The following is a 23,343-nucleotide window of genomic DNA, read 5'->3' as shown; positions in this document are numbered from 1 at the left end:
GATTGCATGATCACGGCGGCTTGACGGAATGGGGTTCGGTATGTCGGTATTAGCCGCCATGGGAATCAAGCAGCGGTTGGCCGGGTCGCCGGAGATCCGGCCGGGCCGGGGGAGCGCGGCATGGTGAACGGGCTGAAGCTGCCGGACGAATGGCTGGAGCGGATCCAGGACATCCACGCCGGCCGGATCGAGCCGCCGAAGCCGCGCGACGCCGCCACGGTGGTCGTGCTCCGCGACCACCGGGAGCACGGCCTGCAGGTCTTCATGCTGCGCCGGGTCTCGTCGATGGCCTTCGCGCCGGGAGCGTACGTCTTCCCCGGCGGTTCGGTGGACCCGCGCGACGGCGACCGCAGCACCGGGTGGACGGGGCCCTCGCCGCAGGAGTGGGGCACGGCCTTCGGCGCCGACGCCACGCTCGCCCGCGAGCTCGTCTGCGCCGCCGTGCGGGAGACCTTCGAGGAGACGCTGGTGCTGCTGGCGGGCCCCACGGGGGACTCCGTGGTCGGTGACACCATGTCCGGCGAGGGCGCCGGGGGCTGGGAGACCGACCGGCAGGCGCTGCTGGACCGCTCGCAGTCGTTCGCGGAGTTCCTCGACCGGCGCGGCCTGGTGCTGCGCTCGGACCTGCTCCGGCCGTGGGCGCACTGGATCACTCCCGCGATCGAGCCCAAGCGCTATGACACAAGGTTCTTCGTCGCGGCCATGCCGGAGGGGCAGCGGGCCCTGGACGTGAGCACCGAGGCGGACCGGGTGGCCTGGGTGCGGCCCGGCGAGGCCGTGGAGGCCGCCCAGCGGGGCGAGATGTTCATGCTGCCGCCCACGCTGGCCACGCTCACCGATCTGACGGCGTACGACTCCGTCGCGGCGGTGCTGGCGGCCGACCGGGAGATCGTCGTGCACGAGCCGACCGCCGAGATCGTCGACGGGGTGCCCTATCTGGTGCTCCCCGAGCACGCGGCTCACCACTACCCGGGCCAGTGATGCGTGGCGCCGTGGCCCGCTCCCTGCGGCAGGCGGTGGTCTACCGGCTGGCCGGGACCTCCGCGCTCCGGCACCTGGCGCGGGTCACCGGCGCGGCCGGAAGAATGGGCGCTATGAGCGATATCGACGGAATGGGGACGGAACGGGCCCACTGCGTACTGGCCCCCAACCCGTCACCGATGACGCTGGACGGCACCAACACGTGGATCCTGGCCGAGCCGGGCTCGGAGCAGGCGATCGTCGTCGACCCCGGGCCCAAGGACGGCGAGCACCTGCGCCGGGTCGCGGACACGGTGGCCGCCCAGGGCCGCCGTGTCGGCCTGGTCCTGCTGACGCACGGGCATCCCGACCACGCCGCCGGAGCCGGGAAGTTCGCCGGGCTGGCGGGCGGCCCGGCCGTGCGCGCCCTGGATCCCCGGCACCGGCTCGGTGACGAGGGGCTGGCCGAGGGCGAGGTCGTCACGCTCGGCGGCCTGGAGGTGCGGGTGCTGGAGACGCCGGGGCACTCCGACGACTCGCTGTCGTTCTGGATCCCGGCGGACTCGGCGATCCTCACCGGGGACACCGTGCTCGGCTACGGCACCACGGTCGTCGAGGGCAGCCTGGGCGACTACCTGGACTCCCTGGAGCGGCTCCGCGAGTTCGCCGGGGAGGAGGGGGCCCGGACGATCCTGCCCGGCCACGGTCCCAAGCTCGACGACCCCACCGGGGCGCTCGACCACTACCTGCGGCACCGCCGGGACCGGCTGGCCCAGGTGGAGGCCGCGATGGCCGCCGGCGCCCGTACGGCACGCGAGGTGGTGGAGCGGGTGTACGCCGACGTCGACAGGTCGCTGTGGCCCGCCGCCGAGTGGTCGGTACGCGCCCAGCTCGACTATCTGCGGGAGCGGGGCGGCACCGGCGGCTGAGCCGCGCAGGTCCCGCTACTTGCTGCGCTTGCGCAGCCGGTCGATGTCGAGGATGACGACGGCGCGGGCCTCGATGCGCAGCCAGCTACGGGCGGCGAAGTCGGCGAGCGCCTTGTTGACGGTCTCCCGGGAGGCCCCGACGAGCTGCGCCAGCTCCTCCTGGGTGAGGTCGTGATGGACGTGCAGGCCGTTGTCCGACGGCTGGCCGAACCGCTCGGCGAGATCGAGCAGGGCCTTGGCCACCCGCCCGGGCACGTCGGTGAAGACCAGGTCGGCCATGACGTCGTTGGTCTTGCGCAGCCGCATCGCCAGGGCGCGCAGGAGGTAGATGGCGACTTCGGGATGGCCGGTCAGGAACGGCCGGAGGTCGTCATGGCCCATCCCGGCCAGCCGGCACTCGGTCACCGCGATCGCGCTGGCCGTCCGGGGCCTGGGGTCGAACAGCGACAGCTCGCCGAACATCTCGCTGGGCCCGAGCACGCTGAGGAGGTTCTCCCGGCCGTCCGGAGCCGTCCGGGTCAGCTTGATCTTGCCTTCCAGAACGACGTAAAGACGGTCGCCCACCTCGTTCTCGTTGAAGAGGGTCTGGCCACGGGCGAGCCGGATCTCGGTCACGTTGGAGCGAAGCGCCTTGGCGCCCTGCTCGTCGAGCGCCTCGAACAGCGGTGCCCTGCTCAGCACGTCCACGTCGCGGTCGGTCACGCTTCCTCCCCAAACCTCTACCTGCACAGTGTGACGCATGTCCCACCGCGATGGGGAACCCGGGGTCATGGCGCGCCGGATCAACGGGCAGACCGCCTACTCTTGCCCTGTGCCCAGCGCAGACCTCAGAAAGTCCCAGAACACTCACGAAACACGCCTGGCGTTGGTCCGTCGCGCCCGGCGGATCAACCGTGAGCTTGCAGAACTTTATCCCGACGCGCACTGTGAGCTGGACTTCGAAGATCCGCTCCAGTTGGTGATCGCGACGATTCTCTCCGCGCAGTGTACGGACCGCAGGGTCAACATGGTCACGCCGACCCTCTTCGCGCGCTACCGGACGGCGGCCGACTACGCCGCGGCCGACCGCGAGGAGATGGAAAAGATCATCATGTCGACGGGGTTCTTCCGGGCCAAGACCAACAACATCCTCAAGCTCGGCCAGATCCTGTGCGACCGGTTCGGCGGGGAGGTGCCGCACACCCTGGCCGAGCTGGTCTCGCTGCCCGGCATCGGCCGCAAGACCGCCAACGTGGTGCTCGGCAACGCCTTCGGCGTCCCGGGAATCACCGTGGACACGCACTTCATGCGGCTCTCCCGGCGCTTCGGCTGGACCACCTCCACCGATCCGGTGAAGATCGAGCACGAGGTCGGCGCGCTGATCCCGCGCAAGGAATGGACGATCCTGTCGCACCGGCTGATCTGGCACGGACGCCGGGTCTGCCACGCGCGCCGGCCCGCCTGCGGAGCCTGCCCCCTGGCCAGGCTCTGCCCCTCCTACGGCGAAGGCCCCACCGACGAGAAGACCGCCCTGGAGCTCGTCCGTCCGGGCCCCTTCTCATGATCGGGAAGGAACCGGAGCCCGTGGCGGTTGGCAAAGAGGTGCATCCCCCCTCCTGGCTGGACCGCTTTCGCGTCGAGGCGCCGTCCCTCACCGTGCCGCCGTTCCTGAGTCCGCCGGAGTCCGGGGCACGTCCCGCGGCGGTGCTCATCCTGTTCGGGGAGGGGCCCGAAGGCCCGGACGTGCTGCTCATCGAGCGGGCCGCGCATCTCAACAAGCACGCAGGTCAGCCGGCGTTCCCCGGCGGCGGCATCGACCCGGGCGACGACGGCCCGGTCGGCGCGGCGCTGCGGGAGGCCCACGAGGAGACCGGTCTGGACCCCGCCGGGGTGCAGGTGCTGGTGACCCTGCCGGAGCTGTACCTCGGCCGGAGTGACTACCGCATCACCCCGGTGGCGGCCTGGTGGCGGGAGCCGTCGGAGGTGTCGGCCTACGACCCCGGAGAGGTGGCCTCGGTGGCGCGGGTGCCCCTCGCCGAGCTGGCCGACCCGCAGAACAGGCTGACGGTCCGGCACCCCGCGGGGCTGGCGGGCCCGGCCTTCAAGGTGCGGGGATCGCGATTCGTGGCCGCGGGCGCTCCGCCACGCGAGCGGCACATGCTGGTGTGGGGGTTCACCGCCGGGCTGCTCACCCAGGTGCTCGAGGTGGGCGGGTGGGACCGCTCCTGGGACCCCGCACGGGTGGAGGACCTGCCGCCCGAGGTCCTGGCGCTCGCCGCACGCGGCTGACGTCCCGGCGCCCGACCGGCGTCCTGCCGGCGCGCTCCTGGCGGTCCGCCTCGTGCCGCTGACGCTCCGTACGCCCGGTCACTCCGCCGAATGACCGGTTCCCCGGGGATGTGGTTCTGCGAGGGGACGTGGACCGGCTTGCTTCCCTATACGGTGAAGGCGTGCTGGGTGACCATCTCCTCGACGGGGTTCTGCTGCTGCTGGTGGCGCTCTTCGGCGTGTCCGGCTACCGGCAGGGTTTCATCGTCGGCCTGCTGAGCTTCGTCGGCTTCGTGGGCGGCGGTGTCCTGGGCACCCTCATCGCGCCGCCGCTGGCCAAGGCCGTCGTGGACGGTGCCGCCCAGCAGGCGCTGGTCGCCATCGTGATCGCCTTCATGGCCGCGACGCTGGGACAGCTGATCGCCTCTTCCATGGGCGCGGTCCTGCGCAACCGGGTGACGGGCAACAACGCCCGTGCCGTGGACGCCGCCGGTGGGGCGGTCGTCAGCGTGGTCTCGCTCCTCATCGTCACCTGGTTCATCGGCAGCGCGGTGCGCGGTTCGCCGTTCGCCCCGCTGCGCAACCAGGTGACCAACTCGGGGGTGCTGAAGGCGGTCGACGGGGTCATGCCCGACGCCGCCGACGGCTGGTTCTCCTCGTTCCGGGGGTTCGTCGCCAAGACGGGCTTCCAGCAGGTGTTCGGCGGGCTCGGGGGCGAGCCGATCGTCAACGTGCCGCCGCCGGATCCCAACGTGCTCACCACCCCCGCGTTGCGGGCCGCCCAGCAGAGCGTGGTGAAGATCCAGAGTGTCGCCCCGTCGTGCCAGCGGCGCATCGAGGGCACCGGCTTCGCCTTCGCGCGGGACCACATCATGACCAACGCGCACGTGGTGGCCGGCGCGAAGGGCAAATCCGAGATCTTCGCGCTGAACGGCAGCAAGTACTCCGGCAGGGTCGTGCTCTACAACCCGGCCCGGGACATCGCGGTGCTCTACGTGCCGGGCCTCAACCTGCCGCTGCTGAAGTTCGACGAGCACGCGCAGTCGCGCGACCCCGCGGTCGTGGCGGGCTTCCCCAAGAACGAGGGCTTCCGGACCAGGGCGGCCCGGATCCGGGCCAAGCAGTCGGCCAAGGGCGCCAACATCTACCGCTCCGGGCAGGTGCTCAGGGAGATCTACGCCATCCGCGGACTGGTCGAGCCGGGCAACTCCGGTGGCCCGCTGCTGGCCGAGAACGGCGGCGTCTACGGCGTGATCTTCGCCGCCGCGCTGGACGACAAGGACACCGGCTACGCGCTGACCGCCGGTGAGGTGGCCCCCGACGCCGCGGCCGGTGCCTCCCTCACCCGGCCCGTCTCCACCCAGGGCTGCTCCGACTGACCCGCCGGCCGCGCGGGCCGAGGGGTTCAGCGCGGCCCGATGAGGCGCACGCCCAGCTCCATGTCGGTCCGCAGGTCTTCGGTCTCCAGCCGGTCGGTGAGCGCGCGTACGTCCCGGACCACCGCGTCGAGATCCAGGCCGTGCGGCGGCGCTCCCGCGAAGGCCACCAGCCGGTCGGCGCCACGGCTCAGCAGGGAGCGCGCGCCCCGGGCGTTGCCGCGCCGTACATGGGTGAGCCCGACCGCCAGCTGGGCCAGCCCCCGCCAGAGCTCCCGCTCCTCCTCCGGGGCGGCCTTCCACACCGACTCCAGCACCTCGTGAGCGTGGAAGGGCCGGTCGGCGTCGAGCAGCCGCTGGGCCTCCACGAGCGCGTCGGCCGGGGACAGTGCCAGATCGTCGGGCATGGTGGGCTCGCCCTGCACGCCACGCGGCAGCGGCCGCCCGTAGGCGTCCCGGGGCCGTGCGTTGCGGGCCTGACCGGCGGCGTCCCTGTCTCTCACGGCAGGTTCCTCACACATGCAACGTAATCCAACTCAGGGGCCGCCCGTCCCGGCGCCCGTGATGCGGCACCGCGGATCAGCGCTCGGGCTCCGGATCCGCCAGCCAGCCGAGCAGGTGGCCGTCGAACGCCCGCGGGCGCTCCTCGTGCGGGAAGTGCCCGGTGCCCTCGATGAGCTTCCAGCGGTATGCCGCCTCGACGTAGCGCCCGGAGCCCTGTGCGCTGCGCGGCAGGACGTACGGGTCCAGCGAGCCGTGCAGGTGCAGGGTGGGGACCCGGATCGGAGCGCGCATCCGGTGGCTGTAGCGCAGCCCGTCGGGCCGGGGCTGGGAGCGGACCAGCCACCGGTGGTACTCCAGGGCGCAGTGCGCGACGCCGGGCAGCTGGAACGCCCGCCGGACCAGGCGCTCGGTGCGCTCGTCGGGCCAGCCCGGCGCCGACCGGTCGCGCAGCAGGCGCCCGACCTTGGCGGCGTCGTCCCGCAGCAGGGCCCGCTCCGGCCGGCGGGGCACCTGGAACCTGAACGTGTCCCGGGACGCCCACCCCTGCCCGCTCGGGTCCTCCCGGATCGCCTGCCGCAGCCGTAGCGGATGCGGTGCGGACACCGCGACCAGGCGCTGGACGACCTTGGGGTGGTAGACCGCCATCGTCCAGGCCAGCAGGCCGCCCCAGTCGTGGCCGACGATGACCGCGTTGGCCTCGCCGAGCGCGCGGATCAGCCCGGCGGCGTCACTCGCCAGGGTCACCAGGTCGTAGCCGCGGGGTGGCTTGTCGCTCCCGCCGTAGCCGCGCAGGTCCACCGCCACGGCCCGGTAGCCGGCGGCGGGCAGGGAGACCAGCTGGTTGTGCCAGGACCACCAGAACTCCGGGAATCCGTGCAGGAGCAGGACCAGGGGCCCGTCGCCCGCCTCGGCGATGTGGAAACGGGTTCCGCCCGCGCTGACGGCCCGGTGTGTCCACGGGCCGTCGATCTGCACGATCTCGTTGAGGGCGGTCATACCTGCCTTACTTGACTATGGCGGGTTGCTCGTCGCCGCCACCACGGCGGAGCATGGTCAGGTCGTCCTTGGTGGTCCGGCGGGTGCGCTTCAGTCCACCGATCTTGCGCATGCGCAGGTAGCCGATGCCGCAGAGGATCGCGGCCAGCAGCACGTATGCGAGGGAGACGATCAGGAAGGCGAGCCAGCGCCAGACGCCCATGTCGATCAGCGCGTAGGCCAGCGCGATCGACAACAGGATGACGACCACGCAGGCGATCACCCCGGCGACACCGAACAGCGTGCCGCCCCAGGCGGCCTTCTTGATGTCGCCCTTCAATTCCAGCTTGGCGAGCTCCATCTCCGACCGGACCAGGCGGGAGACATTGCCCGACGCCAATGCGACCAGTTCACCGAGCGATTTGTCCTCGATGTGCTCATCCGGCCGTACCTCGGTCATATCGCCTCTCCTTTTCCGTGCGGGCACTGGGCACACAGCCTGACAGCAGCCGTACCTCGAGGCCACCCGAGGGCCCTACCCGGCCGCCCTGCCGGCCGGATCCGCTGGACGTACGCGGGGCCGGAACACGGTGGCGGCAGGTCGCCGGCACGACGAGACGGCGATCCCTGGGTCACTCTTTCGGATCGATCCGTTCCTGGGTAGGCCAAATCGCCGATGAGCTGCGAAATGGTGGAGTTCCCTGCTGCCAGGCTACCCAGGCGAATCGTCCGCGCGTCCCCATCCCGACCATGCGATCGGCGCGGGGCCGATCGCATGGTCGCGACGTTCGGTGCAGGTCCTGCCGGGTGCGGGTCAGTCGTCGGACTTGGCCGCGGGGAGCTTCTCGGCGATGAGATCCATCACCGTGTTGTCGGCGAGCGTGGTGACGTCCCCGATGCTGCGGTTCTCGGCCACGTCCTTGAGCAGCCGCCGCATGATCTTGCCGGAACGGGTCTTGGGCAGCTCCGGCACGATCATGATCTGGCGAGGCTTGGCGATCGGGCCCAGCACCGAGGAGACATGGTCGCGGAGTTCCTTGACGAAGTCCTCGCCCTCGGTGTTCTCGGCGTTGCCGCGCGGGATGACGAACGCGACGATGGCCTGCCCGGTCACCGGGTCGGTGGCGCCGGTCACCGCGGCCTCGGCCACCTTGGGGTGCGAGACCAGTGCGGACTCCACCTCGGTGGTGGAGATGTTGTGGCCGGAGACGAGCATGACGTCGTCGACCCGGCCGAGCAGCCACAGGTCGCCGTCCGCGTCCTTCTTGGCCCCGTCGCCGGCGAAGTAGAAGCCCTCGAAACGCGACCAGTAGGTGTCGATGAACCGCTGGTCGTCGCCCCAGATGGTGCGCAGCATCGACGGCCACGGCTCCTGGAGCACCAGGAAACCGCCGCCGCCGTCGGGCACGGACTGGGCCTGGTCGTCGAGCACGTCGGCGGAGATGCCGGGCAGCGGCCGCATCGCGGCGCCGGGCTTGCCGTGGGTCACCCCCGGCAACGGGCTGATCATGATGGCGCCGGTCTCGGTCTGCCACCAGGTGTCCACCACCGGGCAGCGATCTCCGCCGATGTGCATGCGGTACCAGACGTAGGCCTCGGGGTTGATCGGCTCGCCGACGCTGCCCAGCACCCGCAGGCTGCTCAGGTCGTACTGGGCGGGGATGTCGTCGCCCCACTTCATGAACGTGCGGATCGCGGTCGGCGCGGTGTAGAAGATCGTGACCTTGTGCTTCTGGATGATCTCCCACCAGCGGCCCCGGTGCGGGGTGTCCGGCGTGCCCTCGTACATCACCTGGGTCGCGCCGTTGGCCAGCGGGCCGTAGACGATGTAGGAGTGGCCGGTCACCCAGCCGATGTCCGCCGAGCACCAGTACACGTCGGTCTCGGGCTTGAGGTCGAAGACCGCGTGGTGCGTGTAGGCGGCCTGGGTGAGGTACCCGCCGGTGGTGTGCAGGATCCCCTTGGGCTTACCGGTGGTGCCGGAGGTGTAGAGGATGTAGAGCGGGTGCTCGGAGTCGTGCGGCTCGGGAGTGTGCTCGTCGCTCTGCCGGTCCACGATGTCGTGCCACCAGACGTCCTTGGCGGTCTCGGCGACCTCCTCACCGGTACGCCTGACGACCAGTACGTGCTCCACCGAGCTCGTGGCCGCGACCGCCTCGTCGACGGTCGGCTTCAGGGCGGACGGCTTGCCCCGCCGGTAGCCGCCGTCGGAGGTGATGACCAGCTTGGCGTCGGCGTCGTCGATCCGGGTCCGGAGTGCCTCGGCGCTGAAACCGCCGAAGACGACCGAGTGGGTCGCGCCGATGCGGGCGCAGGCCAGCATGGAGACCACGGCCTCGGGGATCATCGGCAGGTAGATGGCGACGCGGTCGCCCTTGCGCACCCCCAGCTCGAGCAGCGCGTTGGCGGCCTTGCAGACCTCCCGCCGCAGGTCGGCGTAGGTGATGGTGCGGGAGTCGCCCTCCGGCTCGCCCTCCCAGTGGATGGCCACCTTGGCGCCCCGGCCGGCTTCGACGTGCCGGTCCACGCAGTTGTAGGCGACGTTGAGCTCCCCGCCCACGAACCACTTCGCGAAGGGGGGCGTGCTCCAGTCGAGCACGGTGTCCCACCGCTTGGCCCAGGTCAGCCGGTCGGCCTGCGCGGCCCAGAACGCGAGCCGGTCCGCAGCCGCCTCCTCGTACGCCTCCGCGGTCACGTTCGCCGACGCCGCGAGCTCGGGCGGGGGGGCGAAGCGCCGGTTCTCGCTCAGCAGGTTCGACAGTGTCTCTTGACTCACGCGTACTCCTTCGAAGCGGAAGAGCTGAGGCGCGCCCGGTTTCTGGCCCTACCCCATCAGGGAGGCCGCAGGCTCACAAGTGCCGGGGGGTGGACACGACTCCGGATAAGGATGCTAGGTGATGGGGAACACAACAGATCTGTCATACCACCTCTGACATGCCTATTCGATCGAGTGGAGCCAAGGGCGCATACCGCTCCTGCGTACGGCCCGTACCGGTGGGCGTGAGCCGGGCCGGGCGTCCCAGGGTGCGGGGTAGTCCGGGCACGGTGGCCCGCTCGGTAGGGTCTGTCGGGTGAGCGACGACCCCTTTGCCCAAGTGGCGCGGCTGCCCGGAGTGGCCGACGCCGTCGCCGACGCGCGCGGGGCGGTGGACCGTCTGCTCGGCCACCGGATCCTGCGCCGGCGCAGCGCCGAGGTGTCGGCCGAGTCCGCGCTGCGCGGGGCGCGGGCCTCCGCGGCGCTGGAGGGTACGGACGTGCCGCTCGACGCGCTGCGCGGCTCTGCGGGCTCCTCCGGCCCTTCCGGTGAGCCCGACGCCGTCGTGCAGGGCAGCCTGCGGGTCTCCGCGGAGCTCGGCACGCTGGCCGGCACCTGGCGGCAGGCGCCGCGTCAGGTTCTCGCCCGGCTGCACGTGCTGGCGGCGGCGGACGCCGTGGGCGCCGATGAGCTCGGCCGGCCGCGTTCGGCGGGCCAGGACGCCTCCGATGTGCTGAAGCTCGGCACCCCGCCGAGCCCTGCCGAGGTCGCGGCCCGGCTGGAGAGCCTCAGCGGCCTGCTCACCCGGCCCACCCAGGCTCCGGCGCTCGTCGTGGCGGCTCTGGTGCACGGCGAGCTGCTGGCGCTGCGGCCCTTCGGCTGGGGTGACGGGATCGTGGCCCGCGCGGCACAGCGGCTCACGCTGGTCGAACGCGGCCTGGACCCGAAGTCCCTCACCGCGCCGGAGGTGGGACACGCCGAGCTCGCCGACGAGTACGCCCTAGCGCTGCGCGGCTACGTGGCGGGCACACCCGACGGGGTCGCCGCCTGGATCCGCCATTGCGCCGACTCGGTCGCCGTGGCGGCCCGCGACTCGCTCGCCATCTGCGAGGCGTTCCTGCGCGGCTGAGCGGCCTCGATGCCGGGCCGGGTGTCTTGTATCGGTGCCGGGGTGGGGGTGCTCCGGCGTCGGGCGCGGTATCGGTGGGCCGGCTCGGCGGGCACAAGCGAACGGCGCCCCTATCCAGGGAGCGCCGTCGCCGTCACGTCACCCCGGGTTACCAAGCGTGCACCTGTATTCGTCGGACGGGACAAGCCCGCCTCGACGCGCCTCCCGCGGCTGGTCGCGCGTGGGTACACCGGTTGACGTGCTCGGACACTTGGTCCTTGACACCTGTCTACGCCTCATTCGCCCAGTTGACAAGCCCCGAACCACAAAACTGGGATTCTCCGGCGGCGGCCCGGCCGCCGGACGGCCGATCCGGGGGATGTGTGCGGCACGGGACCCCTGGGGCCGCCGGGGTCTCGCCCCGCGTTTTCCACTGAGCAGAAGATCACTGAATTCGATCACTGGCTGTGATCACAATCCGCATGGCTCGGTGCCGTTCGCCGCCTTCGGCGGACAATGACCCGATAATGACGGTTTTGGCAGGCCACTCCGGTGCGGACCGTGGCGGCGACCTGACATATGCATGTTGCATTTGCCCTGTGTCCCTGGCCGAAGGAGGGATCACCACTACTGAAGGAGAAAAAAACGAACCCGAAGGAACTCTTCTGCTCGACGGAACTCGCATGGATCGGGCAGCATATGTTGTATCTGCCTAGACTGCAGGCGCTAGGTTTACTCTCTCGAGACTTGACCTAGCCTCCCTTTGCCAGCCAAGTCCGAAGACTTTTCTGGAAAACGGCCCGGCTCTACCCCCCCGGAGCCGGACCGTACGACGACCCCCGCTCTCCCCCCCGGCGGGGGTCGTCGGCTGTCCGGTGGTCAATGAGTTTCCCTCTTTACCATCGGCCCGACGGGATATGCCGTCACCAGGGTTATCCACAGGCTGGGGAAACCCTTCCGCCCGTCCCGGCGATCGGCGCACGCTGAAGGTCCCGATGCCGAGCCGGTGGAGCGCCGATGACCACCCCTGTCGTGCTGATCGTGACGGCCGATCCGTGGCTGTCCGACCGATTGCTGCGGCTGGCCGCCGCCGCGGATGTGGCCGCCGGCGTGGCCCGCGATCTCGAGCAGGTCCGGCTGGCCTGGCACAGTGTGCCGCTGCTGCTGGTCGGCGCCGAGCTGGCCGACCGGCTGTACGGCTCGCCCCGGCGTCCGGGGGTCGTCCTGGTGGCCTCCGGGGAGCAGGGCCCCGAGGTGTACCGCCAGGCGATCGAGCTCGGAGCGCAGGACGTCGCGGTGCTGCCGGATCGGGAGGAGTGGCTGGCCGGCCGCATCGCCGAGGCCGCCGAGCCGGCGGACGGCCGCACCACCGGCCTGTGCGTGGTGGGCGGGCGGGGCGGTGCCGGTGCGAGCGCGCTGGCCTCGGTGCTGGGGCTGGTCGCGATGCGCCGGGGGCTCCGGACACTGCTCGTCGACGGTGACCCGCTCGGCGGCGGGCTCGATCTGGCACTGGGGCTGGAGCGGGCCGAGGGTGCCCGGTGGCCCGAGTTCGCCGGGCTGCGGGGCCGGTTGAGCGGCTCGGCCCTGGCCGGGTCGCTGCCCAGGACGACCGTCCGGCGTCACCGCGGGCCGGGCGAGCTGGCGGTGCTCTCCTGGCACCGGGGAGCCACCGAGCCCATCGGGGCGGCGGCGATGCGCTCGGTGCTGCGCGCCGCCGCCGGTGCGTTCGATCTGATCGTCGCGGACCTGGCACGGCAGCCGGGTGAGGCGGGCATGGAGGCTCTGCTGGCGGCCGATGCGACGGTGCTGGTGGTGCCCGCGGAGGTGCGGGCCACCGTGGCGGCCGATCGGGTCGCGGCCGGGCTGCGGCCTTACTGCCACGACCTGCGCCTGGTCGTGCGCGGCCCGGCCCCCGACGGGCTTTCCGCCGGGGCCGTCGCGGCGGCGCTGCAGTTGCCGCTGGCCGGGGAGGTGGTGGGCGATCGGCGGATCGGCACCGCACTCGAGCGGGGTGACCTGCGGAAGGTGAGCCGCCGGGGCAGCCTGCCCGAGCTCTGTGGCCGGCTGGTCGACGAGCTCCCGCGTCCCGCCCGGGCGGCGGCATGACGAGCCCCGCGGGCGGCACCGCCCGGCCGGACCGGTCCGGCAGAGCGACTCCGGGCACGCGGGTCGAGGCCGTCCGGGGGAGGCTCGCCGACGCCGGGGCCGAGGCCACCGCCGCACAGGTGGCGGCGGCACTGCGTGCGGAGGAGGGCGTCCTCGGCGACGTGGAGGTGCTGACGCTCGTCGATGAGCTGCGCGCCGACCTGGTGGGAGCGGGGCCGCTGGAGCCTCTGCTGAGTGATCCTCAGGTCACCGACGTACTGGTGAACGGGCCCGCCGAGGTGTGGGTCGACACGGGCACGGGCCTGGTCCGGACACCCGTCACCTTTCCGGACGGGGCGGCTGTGCGGCGGCTGGCGCAACGGCTCGCGGCGGCGGCCGGGCGGCGCCTCGACGACGCGTCCCCGTACGCGGATGCGCGGCTTCCCGGCGGCATCCGGCTGCACGCGGTGCTGCCGCCGGTGGCGGTGGACGGCCCCTGCCTCTCGCTGCGGCTGCCGAGACGCCGGGCGTTCACGCTCGGCGAGCTGGTGGCGAGCGGAGCCGTGCCCGAGGCGGGTGCGGCGCTGCTGGCCGCGCTGGTCGCGGCGAGGCTGGCCTTCCTGGTCACCGGCGGCACCGGCACCGGCAAGACGACCCTGTTGTCGAGCCTGCTGTCGCTGGCCGGCCCGGACGAGCGATTGGTGCTGGTCGAGGACTCCGCTGAGCTGAGGCCCGCGCACCACCACGTCGTGCGGCTGGAGGCGCGCCCGCCCAACGTGGAGGGCGCGGGCGAGATCACCCTGCACCACCTGGTCCGGCAGGCGCTGCGCATGCGTCCCGACCGGCTGGTGGTCGGCGAGGTCCGTGGCGGCGAGGTCGTGGACCTGCTGGCCGCTCTCAACACCGGCCACGAGGGCGGCTGCGCGACGCTGCACGCCAACGCCGCCGCGGACGTGCCCGCCCGGCTGGAGGCGCTCGCCTGTGCCGCCGGGCTGAGCCGGGAGGCGGTGCACAGCCAGCTCGCGGCGGCCCTGGACGTGGTCGTCCACCTCACCAGGGAGGCCGGCGGCGGACGGCGCAGGGTGGCGGAGGTGTGCCTGTTGCGCCGTGGCCCCGACGGGCTGGTCGGTGCCGTGCCGGCGCTGTCGTTCGAGCCGGACGGCGCTGTACGGCCCGGCCCGGGCATGGGAGCCCTGGCGGACACGCTCGACGGTCGTTGGCATCCTCGGGGGCGTGGGCCCGGCTGGAGTGGCGCCGGATGACGCTGACGGTGGTGGCGGCCGGTCTGTGCGCGGCGGCGGCGGTGTGGTCGCTGTTGCTTCCCGGCCGTTCGGTCCTTCGGCTACGCCGCGTGCTCGGCTCCGCGGACGGTTCGCACGAGACCGCGCATCAGCCGGGATCGGCGTCCGCCGGGGGGTCGCCGCTCGATCCGGCGCGGGAGCTCGCCCGCCGGCTGGGAGCCGCGGTGACCTCGTGGCGGGCCGGGCGGCGGCAGGAGGCGCGGTGGCGGATCGCCGTCATCGCGCTGTGCGACGGCGTCGGTGCCGAGCTGGCCGCCGGCCGGGCGCAGGAGCCGGCGCTGGCGGAGGCGATCGCGGCGCTCGAACCCGAGCCGGCGGCCGTGCTGCGAGCGGAATGGGCGGGAGGCGCCGGCGTCGGGCCCTCCGGCGTGCCGCCGGCGGGTCTCGAGATCCCGGAGATGCTGGAGCGGGTGGCCCGCCTCCCCGGGGCACAGGGGTTGCGGCCGCTCGCGGCCTGCTGGCGGATCGGTGCCGAGCGCGGTGGCACGTTCGCCTCGGTCGTCGATGGGCTGGCCGCCGCGCTCCGCGATGAGGAGGCGCACCGGGAGGAGATCGCGGCCCAGCTGGCCGGGCCCAGGGCCACCGCCCGGCTGCTGGCCGGGCTGCCGGTGCTCGGCCTGGCCATGGGGGCGGCGCTGGGCGCGCATCCGCTGTCGTTCCTCTTCGGGACCCTGCCGGGGGTGATCTGCCTGGTCCTCGGCGGAGGTCTCGACGCGCTCGGCCTGTGGTGGACCCGGCGCCTGGTGGCCGCGGCGGAGGCGGCCCGATGATGGTGTGGGCGATGATGTGCGCGGCGGTGGCGGGAGCGCTGGTGCCCGGCACGGAGCCGGCCGTTCGGCGGCTGGAGCGATTACTCCCGGCCGGCCGGTCTCCTTCCGGCTGGTCGCCTGACCGTCGGCCTGCTTGTCCACAGGCTGTGGACAAGCAGGCTGCCGCGGGGAGTCCGAGCGCGCTGCGGCGCCGGGGCATGGCGGCGCTGGCCGGCATCGCCTGTGCCCTCGCGCTGGGAGGACTCTTCGGGCTGATAGCCGGAGCCGTGGTGGCCGTGGTCTGCCTCCGGGTGTCGGCCCGGCCGGAGCCACGGCAGCTCCGGCAACGCAGAGCCCGCCTCATCGCGGACATACCGATCGCGGTCGACCTGCTCGCCGCCTGCCTGCGTGGCGGCACCCCCTGGGGCGCCGCAGTGGAGGCCGTGGCCACGGCACTCGGCGGTCCGCTCGGCGAGGAGCTGCGGGGGGTCGCCGCGCAGGTCAGGCTGGGCGCCGACCCCGCGACCGCCTGGCTGGCGCTGACCCGCGAGCCGGCCCTGTCGGAGCTGGCCCGCACGGTCGCACGCGCTGTGAACAGCGGATCCTCCCTCGCGCCCGCGCTGGCCCGGCTGGCGCAGGATCAGCGCAGGTCCGCTCGCGCGGCGGCCACCGCCCGGGCCCGGGCGGCCGGCATCCGGGCGGTGGCACCCCTGGGGCTGTGCTTCCTGCCCGCCTTCGTGCTGCTCGGCATCGTCCCCGCGGTCGCCGGGATCGCCGCCACGGTGCTGTTGCCCTGACAGAGCCCCCTCCCGCGAGTTGTCCACAGGGCTTATCCACAGGAGCCGGTTCATCTGGTGGGGGAGGGCCGCTCGGCTCAGGCTTGGTCGTGGGGGCGGTGAGCCGCCCCGGCACAAGGCGAGAGCCCGATGCGATGGAGGTCGCAGATGCAGATCCACTCAGCGGTCCGCTTGAAGATCGCCCAGCGGCGCCGGACGGCGCGGGACTTGGGGATGTCCACGGCGGAGTACGCGGTCGGCACGGTCGCGGCGGCGGCCTTCGCCGGCCTGTTGTTCAAGCTGGTCACCAGCCCGGAGGTGAGGCAACTGCTCTTAGGGATCATCAAGAAGGCGCTTCAGCTGGCCGGGTGACGGCGATGCCCTGGCGTCGGTGCCGGCACCGGCTTGGCGGCGCGGCGGGTCCGGGTCCAGGTGACGACGGGTCGGTGACCATCGAGATCGCGGTCGCGCTGCCCGCGCTGATGCTGGTCACCGTCGCCGCCCTCTGGGGGATCACCACCGCATCGGCACAGGTCGCCTGTGTCGACGCGGTGCGAGCCGGTGCCCGAGCGGCCGCGCGGGGCGAGTCCCTGCCCGCCGTCCAGGCGGTCGTCGAGCGGGCGGCTCCCGCCGGGGCGAAAGCCGAGATTCGCCGGGGCAGGGACACCACCACGGTCGCCGTCCAGGTGTCGCTGCGGCCGCCCGCTCTTACGGGATTCCCCGCCCTCACCGTCCGGGCCCACGCACTGGCGGCGACGGAGCCGGGAGTAGACGCCCCCGAGCCCGCCGATGGCAGGCGGATCCGGCCAGGTGAGGAATCGGATCCCCCTGAGTGACCGACGGGAGTGCGTGAGTGGGGAGGGGTTCCCGAGTGACGGCCTGCACGGCTCAAGGACGAGACCTCGTACGTGATGGACGAGACCTCGTACGTGATGGAGGAGGGACCGAAGGTGTGGAGGAAGGACCTCGCTCGTGATGGACGGGACGTCATGACTGAACGGTGTGACCTCATGAGTCGTGGACAGGACTTCGGAGTGTTCCAAGGGTGGGCAGGTGTGCCGGTGAAACGCGTCGGTTCAGGCCTGCGGCCGGGGCCGGTTCGGTTGTCCGCCCCCTTCGGCGACCCGCCGGATTCTGTCCACACGGGCGTCGCCGGGCTCGCTGTTCGGTGTCCGCGTCGGCGGCGATCGTTGATCACCGGTGGTCCGCGACCCGGCCGGTGCGGTGGTGCACCGACCGGCCTGAGGGTGTGATCGCGTGAGCGCCGCCCACCGGCTCTCTTCTCGCCGGTTCGGAGGAGGTCCGGTGGGCGGTGACCGGCGAACCCTCCGGTCACACCGTGGACGACGTCATGGGCGTCGTGAGAGCCGTCGCCCGGACGAGGGCTCCGGCACGATCTGGGTGGTGGGCCTGATGGCGCTGATCTGGCTGGTCGCGATCACGACGATGGTGGCCGGTGGCGTACGCGCGGCCCGGCATCGGGCGCACGCCGCGGCCGACGGGGCCGCCTTGGCCGCAGCGGCGCATGCGGCGGAGGGCCCCGCCGTGGCCTGTCGGATCGCGGCCACCGTCGCCGCCGGCACAGGGGCGCGGCTGACCGGCTGCGTCGTGAGGGTCGTGCCAGGGGCCGGCTCGAACCGGCTCGTGCAGGACGGGTATCGACGGCGCGGGCTCAGCCAGCACGGGACCGGCCCGGATGGGCTTGAACCGGGCGCCCGGGGTGGGTATCGACGGCGCGGGCTCGGCCAGCACGGGACCGGCCCAGGCGCCCAGGGTGGACCTGGACCGCTCGGACTCCAGCGAAATGGGCCCCGGTATGGCGGTGGATGGCTGGCCGACGTGTCCGTGGTGGCGACCTACCGTGGGCCCGCCTGGCCTGTCACGCTGCGGATCCCGGCCCGGGCCAGGGCGGCTCCGGTCGCGGTGGACGCCACCGGTCCGGCTCCCTTACCCCCGGGAGCATCTTCTTCGACGTCCACCCGTAACCTGTCGTCCGGACATTCGTTGTACACAGCGTCAATAGACTGAATGCCGGCTTGCACGCAGAGTGACAATGAGGACGGTCGCCGCACCAATCCTTCCGTTTGTCATCTTTCCGTTAAGTACCGCCATCAACTGGGTCATATACGCTGCCGTAAGCGCATAGGTATCACTGGACGCTGCGGCATCTCCGATGGTCGCCATGGACTGGCCGCACCGAACCGGGCCAAAGTGCTTCGGGGCGACACGCACGACGAAGGGATCGGCGCTGTGACGAGGATTCGCAAGCTCGGTGCATTGGCGCTGGCGACGCCACTGGCGATGGGCTTCACGATCCTCGGTGCACCACTGCCCGCCCATGCCGCGGCGGCCGGCATCACCAGCCCCGCCAGTGGCGCGGTGATCACTCGCGGCCCGAGTGTCACCGTGAGCGCGGTCGCTCCCTTCCTCGGCGGAACGCTCTATGTATTTCCGCCGGTGGGCGCGTCCATCCGGGTGGCGAGCGGCGACGCCGGAGCCAAGCTGAGCGGCAAGGTCCCGATCCCCCGGAACGGCACCTACCGAATTGAATTGCAAGGAATCGGCGGCAGCAAGCGGAACTTCTCGGTGCGTGTACCCCCGGCCGCACCCGGTGGCCTGGGGGCCACCGTGTCGGGCAGGAAGCTCACGGTGCGGTGGAACCTCGGCCTGGAGGACGACCTCACCGGCTACACGGCCACCGCCCTGGGCAAGTCGCACAGTGTCGGGACCTCCTGCCCGGGCAGCATCTGCTCGACCTCGTTCACACTGGCGTCGAACGCCGGCGGTTCGGTGAAGGTCAGCGTGCGGGCTCGCCGTTCCAACGGGGCCGGCGGCACGGTGACCTCGGCAGCGTCGCAGACGAGCGTCAACGTCGGAGGCGCCGGCGGTTCCGGTGGCGGGAGCACGCCGAGCATCCCCAACTACAGCTACCCGAGCGGTGCCAACACCCCGCTGACCCCGGTCAACCCCAATGCCGGGCTCAACCTGCCGACCGTTGCACCCGACGGGTCGACCCCCGGGTTCGTCTACCCGACCCCGCCGCCCGAGGTGGCGACCCAGAACCAGGTCTCGCCGAAGGCCAAGCCCGTCGCGGAGGTCAGCCGCATGGCGTGGGGCCGCAGCCTCGCCCTCGCCCTGATCCTGCTCGTCTGCGCCGCGCACCTGGGCACCTGGACACGTCGTCTCCGGTTCGCGCAGGCCGGATTGGGCACGGGCGGTCGGCTGGGCCGCCGGGCCGGCGGGAAGGCAAGGGTCAAGACCGCTCATGAGCGCATAGCGCAGGCGGAGGCCCTCGCCAAGACCGGCACGCTCAACAAGGCCGACATCCTGGGCAAGGCGGCCGCCACGCAGAAGTCCAAGTCCACAGCCAAGTCAACGGCGACGGCCAAGTCCACGGCCACGGCCGCCGACAAGGCGGGAGAGAAGCGGCCGAAGGGCCGGACGAAGGGCAAGTCCAAGGTCAGGTCGACGGCGCACGCCGCCAACGGTTCCGGCGACCCATCGGCCACCACCAAGGCGGCCGAGCCCGGAACCCAGAGCGGAACCAAGACCGGGAGCCGGACCGAGAGCCCGATCGAGGCCACGGCCGAGGCCGGCGCGGTGAGCGGGGCCGAGACCAAGGTCGGCGGCGGCACTGATTCCTGGGCCGAGATCGGCGGCGGCACCGATTCCTGGGCCGGGATCGGCGCGGCGGACAGCGTGGAGACCGGCACGGCGGCCGGGGCCCAGGTCGGGAGCTGGACCGACTCCTGGGCCGAGAGCGGCACGGCGAGCACCGTCGAGACCGGCACGGCAGCGGAGACCGAAGCGGATACCAACGCGTCAAGCAGGGACGAGTTCGGCAGCGAGCGGCGGCTCGGCACCGGCGGTCACCCGCCCGCCGGCGACCCTCAGGTCGAAGAGGCGATGGCGGCGTTGACCGGCCTCGCCACGAGGACCGACGTCCGCAGTTCCCCGCTCTCGGGAACGCCGACGATCGCCGAGTCCGCCTCCCGCTCCCTCAAGGCCGCCGTCCCGCCCATCCAGCCCCTGGACCGGTCGGCGACCGCGGGCGAAGGCAACAAAGAGGACAAGCCCGCCGCTTCCGCAAAGAAGGACGAGCGCAAGCCCTCCAGGCGAGCGCTGCGCGGCCGCCGCCGCCCGAGATAGACCCTCTTCGGAGATAGACCTGTTCGGAGATAGACCTCTTCGGAGCAGAGCTTCCGACCCGGAGCCGCGAGGGCCGGTCGGTGGACTCGGCCTCGGACGGCCGCACGACGATCTGCAGCCGGCCGAGCAGGACACAGGAACGATCGTGCCCCGATCGCGGTACGACGGCTCGACCCGGCGATCGCAGGGCAAATCGCAGGGCAATGCGGTTCACCACACGCTGGAGACGTGCGGGCGCGGTAAGGACCACGTGGTCGGTGGCGCGTGGCAGGGCGGCCGGGCGAGGGCCGAGGGCGCCAGGTCTCGCTACGACGGCACGACGGCGCGAGCGGCGACCGCAGGCGACCCAGGCGACCCAGGCGACTGCAGGCGGCAGGGCAGAGCGGTCCGGCAAGGCGCTGGAGACATGCGGTCGCCAAAGGCCGCGCGATCGGTGGTCGCGCGGCAGGGCGGCCGAGTGAGGGCCAGGGACGGCCATGCCCCCGGTCGCGTGAGGGCGACGCGACCGGGGGATCGCTCAGCGGGAGGTGGCGACGTTGTGGGCGGGGAGCTGCGGCGGGCCGCCGTTCCCGGAGCGGGCGTGCTCCAGCGCGCGCTGGAGGCGGCGCTTCTCCATCTCGAGTGTGTGCATGGACTGCTCGTGCTCGTCACGCAGCTCGCGCAGCTCCTGGCGGACGCGGAACGCACGCCCGATCCCGAAGAACGCGATCATGATGCCGGTCATGAAGACGATGGCCAGGACGACGCCGGCCGAGAAGATCTGCCATTGACTGTTGATACCGGGCACGGTCTCGCCGAACACCGAGAGCGAGGCGGGCGCGGTGCTGTCCAGGATGACGCCTACGGCTGCGACGGTGGCCAGGGCGGCCACCATGAGACCCAGAAAGATCAAGGGGAGTGTGTCCTCTCCGGTAGCGGGGGTTCCGGAAGGTCTTCCGGAGACTCTGACACAGACAGGCGGCTCATTTCCCGTCGTTCGGGACATTTTCCAGTAGCTCGGCGAGCAGGTCGAGCGCACCCGGCTTGTCGAGGGGCTCGTTGCCGTTGCCGCACTTGGGCGACTGGATGCAGGAGGGGCAGCCGGCCTCGCACTCGCAGGACCTGATCGCCTCACGGGTGGCCCGCAGCCAGGTGGCCGCTCCGGAGTAACCGCGTTCGGCGAACCCCGCACCACCCTCGTGCCCGTCGTACACGAAGACGGTCAGCAGGCCGGTGTCGGGATGCGACGGGGTGGACACCCCGCCGATGTCCCAGCGGTCGCAGGTGGCGAACAGCGGCAGCAGGCCGATCGAGGCGTGCTCGGCGGCGTGCGCGGCCCCGGCCACGTCCAGGTCGCGTGGCATGTCCGGCAGGGTCCACCACACGGCTCGGGTGCGCAGGGTGCGCGGCGGCAGGTCCAGTGGCTTCTCCCCGAGCACCTCACCGGACTGCAGCCTGCGCATCTGGTAGGCGACGACCTGCCGGGTGACCTCCACCGTGCCGAAGCACAGCGTCGCCTCGCCCCAGGAGGAGGACCGCAGCCGCTCCAGGATCCGGATGTCGGTGACGTCTCGCGCCGTCGTGGAGTAGTCCGGCTCCGCGGGCGACACCAGCGCCACCGAGTCGTCCAGGTCGAGCATCTGCACGAGGTACGACTCGCCCTGGTGGACGTACACGGCGCCCTCGTGCACCGTCGTGTGCGCCGACGCCTCGTCCACGGTGCCCAGCAGCCGGCCCGTACCGGCCTCCACGACCTGGATCGGCGCGCCACCGGCGCCCCGGATGTCGGCGAGGTCGCCCGCCCGGTCCCGGCGCGCCCAGAACCACCCGGTCGGCCGCCGGCGGAGCAGCCCGCGCCGCACCAGATCGGGCAGCACGTCCGACGCCGACGGACCGAACAGCGTGAGGTCGCCGTCGGTCAGTGGCAGTTCGGCGGCGGCGGCGCACAGGTGGGGTTCCAGGACGTACGGGTTGTCGGGGTCCAGCACCGTCGACTCGACCGGCGTACCGAAGATGGCCGCGGGATGGTGCACGAGATAGGTGTCGAGCGGGTCGTCGCGGGCCACCAGGACGGCCAGCGCGTCCTGGCCGGCCCGCCCGGCCCGGCCGGCCTGCTGCCACAGCGAGGCCCGGGTGCCCGGCCAGCCGCACACCAGCACCGCGTCCAGCCCCGAGACGTCCACGCCGAGCTCGAGCGCGTTGGTGGTGGCCAGCCCGGACAGCGACCGGGACCGCAGCGCCGCCTCCAGCGCCCGCCGCTCCTCCGGCAGATAGCCGGCCCGGTAGGCGGCGACCTGGTCGGCCAGCCCGGGCGCCACCTCCGCCAGCGCACGCTTGGCCGCCAGCGACACCGACTCGGCCCCGCGCCGGGAGCGTACGAAGGCCAGTGTCTGCACTCCCTCGACCACCAGGTCGGCGAGCAGGTCGGCGGCCTCGGCGGTGGCGCTGCGGCGGACCGGGGCGCCGTGCTCGCCGTGCAGCGTGGTCTGCAGCGGCGGCTCCCACAGCACGAAGGCCGTGGCACCGTGCGGTGAGGCGTCCTCGGCCACGGCGGTGACCGGGAGCCCGGTCAGCCGGCCGGCCGCCACCGCCGGGTCCGCGGTGGTCGCCGAGGCCAGGATGAAGACCGGTGAGCTGCCGTACCGCGCGCAGACGCGGCGCAGCCGGCGCAGGATCTGCGCGACGTGCGAGCCGAACACCCCGCGGTAGCCGTGCGCCTCATCGATGATCACGTATTGCAGGCGGCGCAGGAACGCCGACCAGCGGCCGTGCCCGGGCAGCAGCGAACGATGCAGCATGTCCGGGTTGGTGAGCACGTAGTTGGCGTGCTGCCGGACCCAGCCGCGATCGTCGGGCGGGGTGTCGCCGTCGTACGTCGCCGCGCGTACCTGGGTCAGCCGCAGGGACCGGATCGCCCGGAGCTGATCGGCGGCGAGAGCCTTGGTCGGCGACAGGTAGAGCACGCTCCCGCCACGGGATCCCGGCGCCTCACCCTCGAGGATCGCCGCGATGGACGGCATGAGGTAGCCGAGCGACTTGCCCGAGGCCGTTCCTGTGGCGATGATCACAGAATCGCCCGAACGGGCGTGTTCCGCGGCCGTGACCTGGTGCTCCCAGGGGGCTTCGATCTCCGCCGTCCTCAGCCGGTCGATCAGCACCCGCGGAACCCACTCCGGCCACTCGCCCTGGCGGCCCTGACGTGCGGGAACGAACTCGACATGGGTGATCTGGTCACGTCGCGACGGGTCGGCCAGGAGCCTGGCCAGCGCCTTGTGCGGCGGCTGGTCTGAGGCTCCCGCGGGGCTATGGGGAGGACTCGGCGAGGAATTCACAGGTTTCCAGTCTGACATCCGGGGCAGGACAGGTAGACACGTCCCGGTGTCGGACGGTGAACCTCCCCTGCTCCTCGACGGTGGAGCGCCAGGTCAGGCTGACGGAGCCAACGCCTCC

Annotated in this window: 21 protein-coding genes; 14 read left to right on the top strand and 7 right to left on the bottom strand. The window is 72.4% G+C overall.

From position 1 onward, the window contains the following. Window positions 1-120 precede the first annotated feature (120 nt). Window positions 121-981 carry an NUDIX hydrolase gene (locus ACRYCC_RS34035; RefSeq protein WP_433817941.1) on the top strand — a complete coding sequence of 287 codons (861 nt, stop codon included), beginning with the start codon at window positions 121-123 and terminating at the stop codon, window positions 979-981. Beyond that, a complete protein-coding gene (locus tag ACRYCC_RS34030) occupies window positions 981-1,889 on the top strand; it encodes an MBL fold metallo-hydrolase (protein WP_433817939.1) in 909 nt (302 codons plus the stop codon). Before ACRYCC_RS34035 ends, ACRYCC_RS34030 begins: the two co-directional genes overlap by 1 nt. A 15-nt stretch (window positions 1,890-1,904) precedes the next feature. Here the strand turns inward: ACRYCC_RS34030 and ACRYCC_RS34025 are convergent, their stop codons facing one another. Next, window positions 1,905-2,630 carry a Crp/Fnr family transcriptional regulator gene (locus ACRYCC_RS34025; protein WP_433817938.1) on the bottom strand — a complete coding sequence of 242 codons (726 nt, stop codon included), beginning with the start codon at window positions 2,628-2,630 and terminating at the stop codon, window positions 1,905-1,907. Window positions 2,631-2,658: 28 nt separating this feature from the next. On the opposite strand from ACRYCC_RS34025, the gene nth reads away from it, so the two are divergent. The 3 genes from nth to ACRYCC_RS34010 all read left to right on the top strand — a co-directional run bounded on the left by nth (window position 2,659) and on the right by ACRYCC_RS34010 (window position 5,515). After that, a complete protein-coding gene (gene nth, locus ACRYCC_RS34020; RefSeq protein ID WP_433818008.1) occupies window positions 2,659-3,432 on the top strand; it encodes an endonuclease III in 774 nt (257 codons plus the stop codon). 20 nt (window positions 3,433-3,452) lie between these two features. After that, on the top strand, window positions 3,453-4,157 hold the full coding sequence (locus tag ACRYCC_RS34015; RefSeq protein ID WP_433817936.1) for an NUDIX hydrolase: 705 nt from the start codon (window positions 3,453-3,455) through the stop codon (window positions 4,155-4,157). Window positions 4,158-4,318: 161 nt separating this feature from the next. Continuing rightward, a complete protein-coding gene (locus ACRYCC_RS34010) occupies window positions 4,319-5,515 on the top strand; it encodes a MarP family serine protease (protein ID WP_433817934.1) in 1,197 nt (398 codons plus the stop codon). A 26-nt stretch (window positions 5,516-5,541) separates the two neighbouring features. On the opposite strand, the gene ACRYCC_RS34005 is transcribed toward ACRYCC_RS34010, so the two are convergent. From ACRYCC_RS34005 to acs, 4 genes are all read right to left on the bottom strand, one after another. Next, complete coding sequence (locus ACRYCC_RS34005) at window positions 5,542-6,015, bottom strand: DUF309 domain-containing protein (protein WP_433817932.1); 474 nt, start codon at window positions 6,013-6,015, stop codon at window positions 5,542-5,544. A gap of 76 nt (window positions 6,016-6,091) precedes the next feature. Further along, complete coding sequence (locus ACRYCC_RS34000) at window positions 6,092-7,012, bottom strand: alpha/beta fold hydrolase (RefSeq protein ID WP_433817930.1); 921 nt, start codon at window positions 7,010-7,012, stop codon at window positions 6,092-6,094. Window positions 7,013-7,019: 7 nt separating this feature from the next. Beyond that, the gene (locus tag ACRYCC_RS33995; RefSeq protein WP_433817928.1) at window positions 7,020-7,451 is read right to left on the bottom strand and encodes a phage holin family protein; all 432 of its coding nucleotides are present in this window, start codon (window positions 7,449-7,451) and stop codon (window positions 7,020-7,022) included. A gap of 354 nt (window positions 7,452-7,805) precedes the next feature. Next, entirely contained in the window at window positions 7,806-9,767 is a 1,962-nt protein-coding gene (acs, locus tag ACRYCC_RS33990; RefSeq protein WP_433817927.1) for an acetate--CoA ligase, read from the bottom strand. Window positions 9,768-10,062: 295 nt separating this feature from the next. On the opposite strand from acs, the gene ACRYCC_RS33985 reads away from it, so the two are divergent. The 9 genes from ACRYCC_RS33985 to ACRYCC_RS33945 all read left to right on the top strand — a co-directional run bounded on the left by ACRYCC_RS33985 (window position 10,063) and on the right by ACRYCC_RS33945 (window position 19,914). Next, the gene (locus ACRYCC_RS33985) at window positions 10,063-10,875 is read left to right on the top strand and encodes a Fic family protein (protein ID WP_433817926.1); all 813 of its coding nucleotides are present in this window, start codon (window positions 10,063-10,065) and stop codon (window positions 10,873-10,875) included. Window positions 10,876-11,871: 996 nt separating this feature from the next. Further along, complete coding sequence (ssd, locus tag ACRYCC_RS33980) at window positions 11,872-12,960, top strand: septum site-determining protein Ssd (RefSeq protein WP_433817924.1); 1,089 nt, start codon at window positions 11,872-11,874, stop codon at window positions 12,958-12,960. Continuing rightward, the gene (locus ACRYCC_RS33975) at window positions 12,957-14,201 is read left to right on the top strand and encodes a TadA family conjugal transfer-associated ATPase (RefSeq protein WP_433817922.1); all 1,245 of its coding nucleotides are present in this window, start codon (window positions 12,957-12,959) and stop codon (window positions 14,199-14,201) included. The genes ssd and ACRYCC_RS33975 overlap by 4 nt, the downstream gene beginning before the upstream one ends. Beyond that, window positions 14,198-15,010, top strand: a complete 813-nt coding sequence (locus ACRYCC_RS33970) for a type II secretion system F family protein (protein WP_433817921.1) — start codon at window positions 14,198-14,200, stop codon at window positions 15,008-15,010. Before ACRYCC_RS33975 ends, ACRYCC_RS33970 begins: the two co-directional genes overlap by 4 nt. A gap of 146 nt (window positions 15,011-15,156) precedes the next feature. Further along, window positions 15,157-15,786 (top strand): type II secretion system F family protein, encoded by a 630-nt coding sequence (locus tag ACRYCC_RS33965; protein ID WP_433817920.1) that lies wholly within the window; start codon window positions 15,157-15,159, stop codon window positions 15,784-15,786. Window positions 15,787-15,933: 147 nt separating this feature from the next. Next, window positions 15,934-16,137, top strand: a complete 204-nt coding sequence (locus ACRYCC_RS33960; RefSeq protein WP_433817919.1) for a DUF4244 domain-containing protein — start codon at window positions 15,934-15,936, stop codon at window positions 16,135-16,137. 74 nt (window positions 16,138-16,211) lie between these two features. After that, complete coding sequence (locus tag ACRYCC_RS33955; protein ID WP_433817918.1) at window positions 16,212-16,601, top strand: TadE family type IV pilus minor pilin; 390 nt, start codon at window positions 16,212-16,214, stop codon at window positions 16,599-16,601. A gap of 421 nt (window positions 16,602-17,022) precedes the next feature. Further along, window positions 17,023-17,793, top strand: coding sequence for an Rv3654c family TadE-like protein (locus ACRYCC_RS33950; RefSeq protein ID WP_433817917.1), 771 nt, complete (start codon window positions 17,023-17,025; stop codon window positions 17,791-17,793). 222 nt (window positions 17,794-18,015) lie between these two features. Continuing rightward, window positions 18,016-19,914, top strand: coding sequence for a hypothetical protein (locus ACRYCC_RS33945; protein WP_433817916.1), 1,899 nt, complete (start codon window positions 18,016-18,018; stop codon window positions 19,912-19,914). Window positions 19,915-20,431: 517 nt separating this feature from the next. Here ACRYCC_RS33945 and ACRYCC_RS33940 read toward each other — a convergent pair. Further along, window positions 20,432-20,806, bottom strand: a complete 375-nt coding sequence (locus tag ACRYCC_RS33940; protein WP_433817914.1) for a hypothetical protein — start codon at window positions 20,804-20,806, stop codon at window positions 20,432-20,434. 70 nt (window positions 20,807-20,876) lie between these two features. Further along, window positions 20,877-23,225 carry a DEAD/DEAH box helicase gene (locus ACRYCC_RS33935; protein ID WP_433817913.1) on the bottom strand — a complete coding sequence of 783 codons (2,349 nt, stop codon included), beginning with the start codon at window positions 23,223-23,225 and terminating at the stop codon, window positions 20,877-20,879. Between the last annotated feature and the right edge of the window lie 118 nt (window positions 23,226-23,343).

The organism is Actinomadura scrupuli (assembly GCF_050971785.1).
In the GTDB taxonomy this organism is placed as follows: domain Bacteria; phylum Actinomycetota; class Actinomycetes; order Streptosporangiales; family Streptosporangiaceae; genus Actinomadura_E; species Actinomadura_E scrupuli.
This window is presented reverse-complemented; position numbering and strand designations above follow the sequence as displayed.

Coding starts and splice junctions, on each gene's coding strand:
- ACRYCC_RS34000 (WP_433817930.1), bottom strand. CDS start 7,012: ATGACCGCCCTCAACGAGATCGTGCAGATCGACGGCCCGTGGACACAC.
- ACRYCC_RS33960 (WP_433817919.1), top strand. CDS start 15,934: ATGCAGATCCACTCAGCGGTCCGCTTGAAGATCGCCCAGCGGCGCCGG.
- ssd (WP_433817924.1), top strand. CDS start 11,872: ATGACCACCCCTGTCGTGCTGATCGTGACGGCCGATCCGTGGCTGTCC.
- ACRYCC_RS34035 (WP_433817941.1), top strand. CDS start 121: ATGGTGAACGGGCTGAAGCTGCCGGACGAATGGCTGGAGCGGATCCAG.
- ACRYCC_RS33995 (WP_433817928.1), bottom strand. CDS start 7,451: ATGACCGAGGTACGGCCGGATGAGCACATCGAGGACAAATCGCTCGGT.
- ACRYCC_RS34025 (WP_433817938.1), bottom strand. CDS start 2,630: ATGCGTCACACTGTGCAGGTAGAGGTTTGGGGAGGAAGCGTGACCGAC.
- ACRYCC_RS34030 (WP_433817939.1), top strand. CDS start 981: ATGCGTGGCGCCGTGGCCCGCTCCCTGCGGCAGGCGGTGGTCTACCGG.
- nth (WP_433818008.1), top strand. CDS start 2,659: ATGGCGCGCCGGATCAACGGGCAGACCGCCTACTCTTGCCCTGTGCCC.
- ACRYCC_RS33970 (WP_433817921.1), top strand. CDS start 14,198: ATGACGCTGACGGTGGTGGCGGCCGGTCTGTGCGCGGCGGCGGCGGTG.
- ACRYCC_RS33975 (WP_433817922.1), top strand. CDS start 12,957: ATGACGAGCCCCGCGGGCGGCACCGCCCGGCCGGACCGGTCCGGCAGA.